A 5308-nucleotide genomic window follows, 5' to 3' on the forward strand; every position below is an offset into this window, starting at 1 on the left:
TGAACCTCCTCCCCACTCCGCAAACCTTGATCGATGCTGTTCGACCTGGCGCAGTATGTAACCGGCTTCGCCGGCGTCTGCTTTCGAGCAGCGTTTGGCAATGACGAACGAGAGAATCCCGACCATCCTCCCGCGACCTGCAAGCCGTCGCCCCCACGCGACCGATTCGGCCATCAGCGCGGACGAGCTCACCGGCGGCGAGCGCTACCTCCCGAGCATCACCGCGAGCACTCTCCCTGGCTGGGCAAGACCTCAAGCCCCGGAAAGCTTTTCATCTATAGGGCATCCACACCAGCACGGCCGCCGACGGCACCGCCGTGCTACAGCTGACCGCCGTCTCGACCACTCCACCGGGCACCGGCGGCCTGTGCCGTGTCCGGATCCCCGTCCGCGAAGCCTCGACCGCCGCGGTGGGAGCGAGAATCGAAGCCCAGCTAGTCGACCAAAACCAAGCCATCGGCAACGCCTACCGAGCCCGCAGCGTCACCAGGGCCAAGACCAACGCTACCGGCTACGCCGATCTGCTATTGCCCCAGGGCCTGACCTATCAGGTCCGTGGAACTCATGGGAATCATGAGTTTTTGAACGTCCAGTACACCGTGCCGGCGACAGCGGAAGCCTACCTAGCGACAGGTCTGCAGGAATGGGCAAGCCGTAAAATCGAACGATTCGCACCCCAGAACCAAAAAAGTTTCCCTGCGCCGGTATTTTCTTAAGTCAGAATATTTCTGTTCTTGTTCGGCGTTATCCGATTGTGTATCATCCGATTTCGGATGAACACGCCGCTTCCACAAACGGGTTCGCAGAAACTGGGTGAACCAGTTACCTAACGCGTACCTCGATGTGAAGTGGATTGTGCAGAAACGAGGAACGGTCGCGGCCACAATTGAGTGACCGCGACCGTCAGCGACAAGTATCGGTCAGTCGGCAAAAACTAATCCCGATCCTTGTTATCCGTGCTTCCTTCCTGCCTTTTGAGAATCGCTGTACCGAATCCGGCGACGGCGACAAACAAGACGATCAGGACCTCAGAGAAACCTACCATAGGTTATCCCTTCATCCAGTGACACGCTGAGACGCGTAGCAAGCGATTACTTGCTTTCTACGTCCAAGGGAGTGGTGACTCCGCCTACCCTTGATTCAACACATAACGCCGTGCGGCGTGTAGGCTGCCACTGGACAGCGTGTACTTTACCGCATCTTCTTTTCCGGGCAAATCCAAAACCCCTATTTACCGCTAGCAATGCGAAAAAAGTTCAAAAAACCGGTCGATTGATTCATAATCCGGTGCATTGGCTGGTTCTCGTGCTTAGACCGAGCCTTGTTCCATGGTGCCGACACCAACACCGGGCCAATGTCCCGCGGCATAAGGGCCGTTGACCGCAGCCCAAGACGGCATCAGCCTGCACCTTTATGGCCAATCGAATTCCTTCACTAGCCCGACGAGGAACTGCACAAAATGCCATTGGCTCAGATGATGACGTGCCCTCACTGCCGATGCGAATTCGAGACTTGGCAGCAGCAGGCCGAATGCCTTGCAGTTTGCCCTAGTTGCTCGGAGGTTTTCGTCAGGCCGCCGCCACAGGAGACAACTTCCTGCCAGCTGGACACCCTGTCCAAATCGTTCCCAGCGATTCAGGTCGCCCCTTCTCGCGGGCCGCATAGCCGTCGACGAAGGCGGAAACTGGATAGCACAACCATAATGAATGTGGCCTTCCTTTTCTCTGGCGCTACCGTGCTCTTGTGTGCCCTTGTGGTTACGGTAGCTGAATCAGGAAATCCCCCGCCTTCCTCCCTTACACCTGAGGTAACGGACCGGGAAAGCTATCGCCCGCGAGAGGACCGCCGATCCTCTTATTATCAAGATCACGAACTTGACTCTGCTCGGGCCGAATTACGTCGCAGAGGAATTAATGGTGATGACAAGGCTGCTGAAGCGATTCTGAATCTTTCGAGAATCATGGAGAGCGAAAGAGGCGGCAGGTAGCCGTACTGCGGTCGATGGGCCTCTGCCATTTACGTTTTCGAGAACTATGCTTTCCACCCGCTCAAAGCTTTTCCGACACGCGATTTGACGCCCCCCGCCGAGACGGTAGAATCGCCTGGACCGCAGCACCTGCTAGCAGCAACAACTGCCCCTGTTGCTCGGTGGGTGGCGCGTGTTTCCATTGCGCGTCAGAACGGAGAAAAATTGCCACGGACTACGCTATCTCGCGGGCAAAGCATTTGGAATGAAGCCGGACATCTCAGAATTTAGCTACGGATATGCTGTCACGGATGAACTGATTCATGGAGGCTCCTTTCCGATTCGCGCCGCCCCAGTGTTCCCATCCTTGCGGCAAGAGGGACAGGAAGGAGGATACGACGTCTTGCTAAGAGGGCCGGCTGCCCCTCTCTTCCTTCAGTTCAAGCTTTCGGACTGCCTCCTCACTCGCAATGCTAATGAAGCTGGCATACTGTCGCTCCCCTACTACCGAATGCACATTCGGCCGTCCGGACGATCCCGTCAACATCAGCTATTGCTTGACCTGGAAGGGAAAGGCGAGGACGTCTTGTATTGTGCCCCTGCGTTTCACACCATCGAAGAGTTCAACAAGGCCTATCTTGACCAGCGTGTCTGCGAGCGTTCTGTATGGATACCGCCCTCCGCGATCGGTGAAATAACTGATGACAAGACGCACTACGCCGCGTTTCAGGATGGTAACGCGACAGAGTTTTACTTCTGCTCTACGCCACAACGAATTGCTACCAACGTCACATTCAAGGGTTTCGTCAGTCGAGTATTGCTTCGTCTCGAGAGCCAAGCCACGATAGGCCTAGAATCTCAGGACTTCGTCTCGCTCGCAAAGCTCATGCGTGCCAGAGCCGCAACTCACTACATGCCTTTCCCCATCCCGGATGAACAGCGGCTGTCTGAACTTCCGCCTATAAATCAGGTTGCGACGCTCGCCCGGGTTATCTACGACACACAACTGTTTGTTGTCGGATTCAACGAGCGACAGGAGTAGCAGCAGGTTCGCCATGGTAGCGACTAGCTTTCCCAGCAGCCTGCCGGGAGTCACCGGCGTTCTGAATCGTCGCACCCCATATCGAGCCAGACCCGCTACAATCTCGGGCTTTCGATGTAGCGTTCTAGATTGTGGGCACGATGACACCTGACGAGTTTGTGGAGAAGTGAGAGAAGTCTGGCGGGGCGGAATTGGCCAACTCGCAGCTGTTTCTGACGGAGTTGTGCGACCTGCTGGAGGTGCCGCACCCGGACAGCACGCAGACCGACACGACCAACAACAAGTACGTCTTTGAAAAAGCCGTCGAGTTCAACAACGGTGACGGCACGGTCAGCCGCGGACGCGTCGACCTGTACCGCGCCGGCTGCTTCGTCCTGGAATCGAAACAGGGCAGCGAACACAAGGCGGCCGAGGCCGCCGAAGCCCTGGCGACGAAGACCAAGACCGTAAAGAAGCTGGTCGGTACGGCGCAGCGCGGCACCCCGGCCTGGGACCGAGCGATGCAGGCCGCTCGCAAGCAGGCCAAGGGCTACGCCGAAGCGATCCCCGACGAGTGGCCGCCGTTCCTGATCGTCGTCGATGTTGGCTACTGCTTCGACATCTACGCCGACTTCTCCGGCACGGGCAAGAACTATGTGCCCTTCCCCGACCCTCGCCGATACCGTTTGCACCTATCGCGGCTACGCGACCAGCAGACGCGGTACAAGCTGCGGGCGATCTGGACCGACCCGCTGTCGCTGGATCCTAGCAAGATCACCGCCAAGGTGACGCGGGAGATCGCCGAACGCCTGGCCAAGCTGGCTAAGAGCCTCGAGACCGAACATCCGCCCGAGGTGGTTGCCGGCTTCCTGATGCGCTGCTTGTTTACGATGTTCGCCGAAGACGTCGAACTGCTGAAGCCTGATTCCTTCACGGAAATGCTGCTCAGCCTGCGCACGCAACCGCAACACTTCAAACCCATGGCCGAATCGCTGTGGGCGTCGATGGACGAGGGCACGTTTTCGACGATTCTTTGCGAGAAGGTGAAACATTTCAACGGCAAGTTCTTCAAAGACAAGACCGCCCTGCCGCTGAACCACGACCAGGTGGAGCTGCTGGTCGAAGCGGCGCAGTACCGCTGGGAAGACGTCGAGCCCGCGATCTTCGGCACCCTGCTGGAACGAGCTTTGGATCCGGTCGAACGGCATAAGCTCGGCGCCCACTACACGCCCCGCGAATACGTCGAACGCCTGGTGATGCCGACGGTGATCGAACCGCTGCGGGAGGAATGGGACGCCACCTACGCCGCGGCCACACAACTGGACGACGAAGGCAAGCGAGCGGACGCTCGCCAGCTGCTGCGAGAGTTCCACGGCAAGCTATGCGAGACCACGGTCCTGGATCCGGCCTGCGGCAGCGGCAACTTCCTGTACGTCGCGATGGAGCTGATGAAGCGGCTCGAGGGCGAAGTGCTGAACGCGATGCGCGAGTTTGACGACACGGTGCTGCCGGGCTTGACCATCGACCCCCATCAGTTCCTCGGCATCGAAATCAATCCTCGGGCGGCCGCCCTGGCGGAGCTGGTCCTGTGGATCGGATCGATCCAGTGGTACAAGCGAACACGGGATACCGTGAACATCCCCGAGCCAGTGCTAAAGGACTACGGCAACATCGAATGCCGCGACGCCGTCCTCGCCTGGGACGACATCGAACGCGTCGTCGACGAAAACGGCAATCCGGTTACGAGGTGGGATGGTCGAACGACAAAACCGAATCCGGTAGGCGAAGGCGAGATACCTGATGAAACTGCCCGTGTTCAAGAGCTTCGGTATATAGGTCCTCGCAAATCCACTTGGCCGCAAGCGACGTTCATTGTAGGAAACCCGCCGTTTATCGGGGCTTCACGAATGCGACACGCTTTGGGGGATGGATATACAGCAGCAATAAGTTCCACCTTTAACGAACTGCCGGAATCTTGTGACTACGTGATGTATTGGTGGCACAATGCTGCATTGAAAGTCCGTGGTGAAGATTCGGAACGTTTCGGCTTGATTACAACCAACAGTCTTCGCCAAACCTTTAATCGTCGTGTCGTTGGGGAACACTTGCGTGGGAAGCCAACTCTCTCGCTTCTATATGCGGTCCCGGACCATCCCTGGGTTGATACCGCCATGTGTGCGGCGGTGAGAACTGCAATGACAGTCGGCATCGTGGGTCAGCACCAGGGAGAAGTCAATAGAATCAGACAGGAGAAGCAACGTGGTGAGGATGCGGCGGAGATCAGCTTTGAAACTAAACGTGGCCTTGTCCTCGCCGATCTC

The 5308-nt window shown here is 57.7% G+C and carries 3 protein-coding genes; all 3 read left to right on the forward strand.

The genetic code is table 11. The features are described from left to right. Positions 1-317: 317 nt before the first annotated feature. Positions 318-716 (forward strand): hypothetical protein, encoded by a 399-nt coding sequence (locus tag GE027_RS22285; RefSeq protein WP_153559442.1) that lies wholly within the window; start codon positions 318-320, stop codon positions 714-716. Positions 717-2231: 1515 nt separating this feature from the next. Continuing rightward, the gene (locus GE027_RS22290; protein WP_153559443.1) at positions 2232-3008 is read left to right on the forward strand and encodes a hypothetical protein; all 777 of its coding nucleotides are present in this window, start codon (positions 2232-2234) and stop codon (positions 3006-3008) included. A 191-nt stretch (positions 3009-3199) separates the two neighbouring features. Further along, on the forward strand, positions 3200-5308 hold a 2109-nt coding region (locus GE027_RS22295), incomplete at its 3' end, for a class I SAM-dependent DNA methyltransferase (protein WP_162006888.1).

Source organism: Roseimaritima sediminicola (assembly GCF_009618275.1).
Taxonomy (GTDB): Bacteria; Planctomycetota; Planctomycetia; order Pirellulales; family Pirellulaceae; genus Roseimaritima; species Roseimaritima sediminicola.

Bases quoted from the DNA above. Each gene is read 5' to 3' on its own strand.
- GE027_RS22290 (WP_153559443.1), top strand. From the start codon at position 2,232: ATGAAGCCGGACATCTCAGAATTTAGCTACGGATATGCTGTCACGGAT.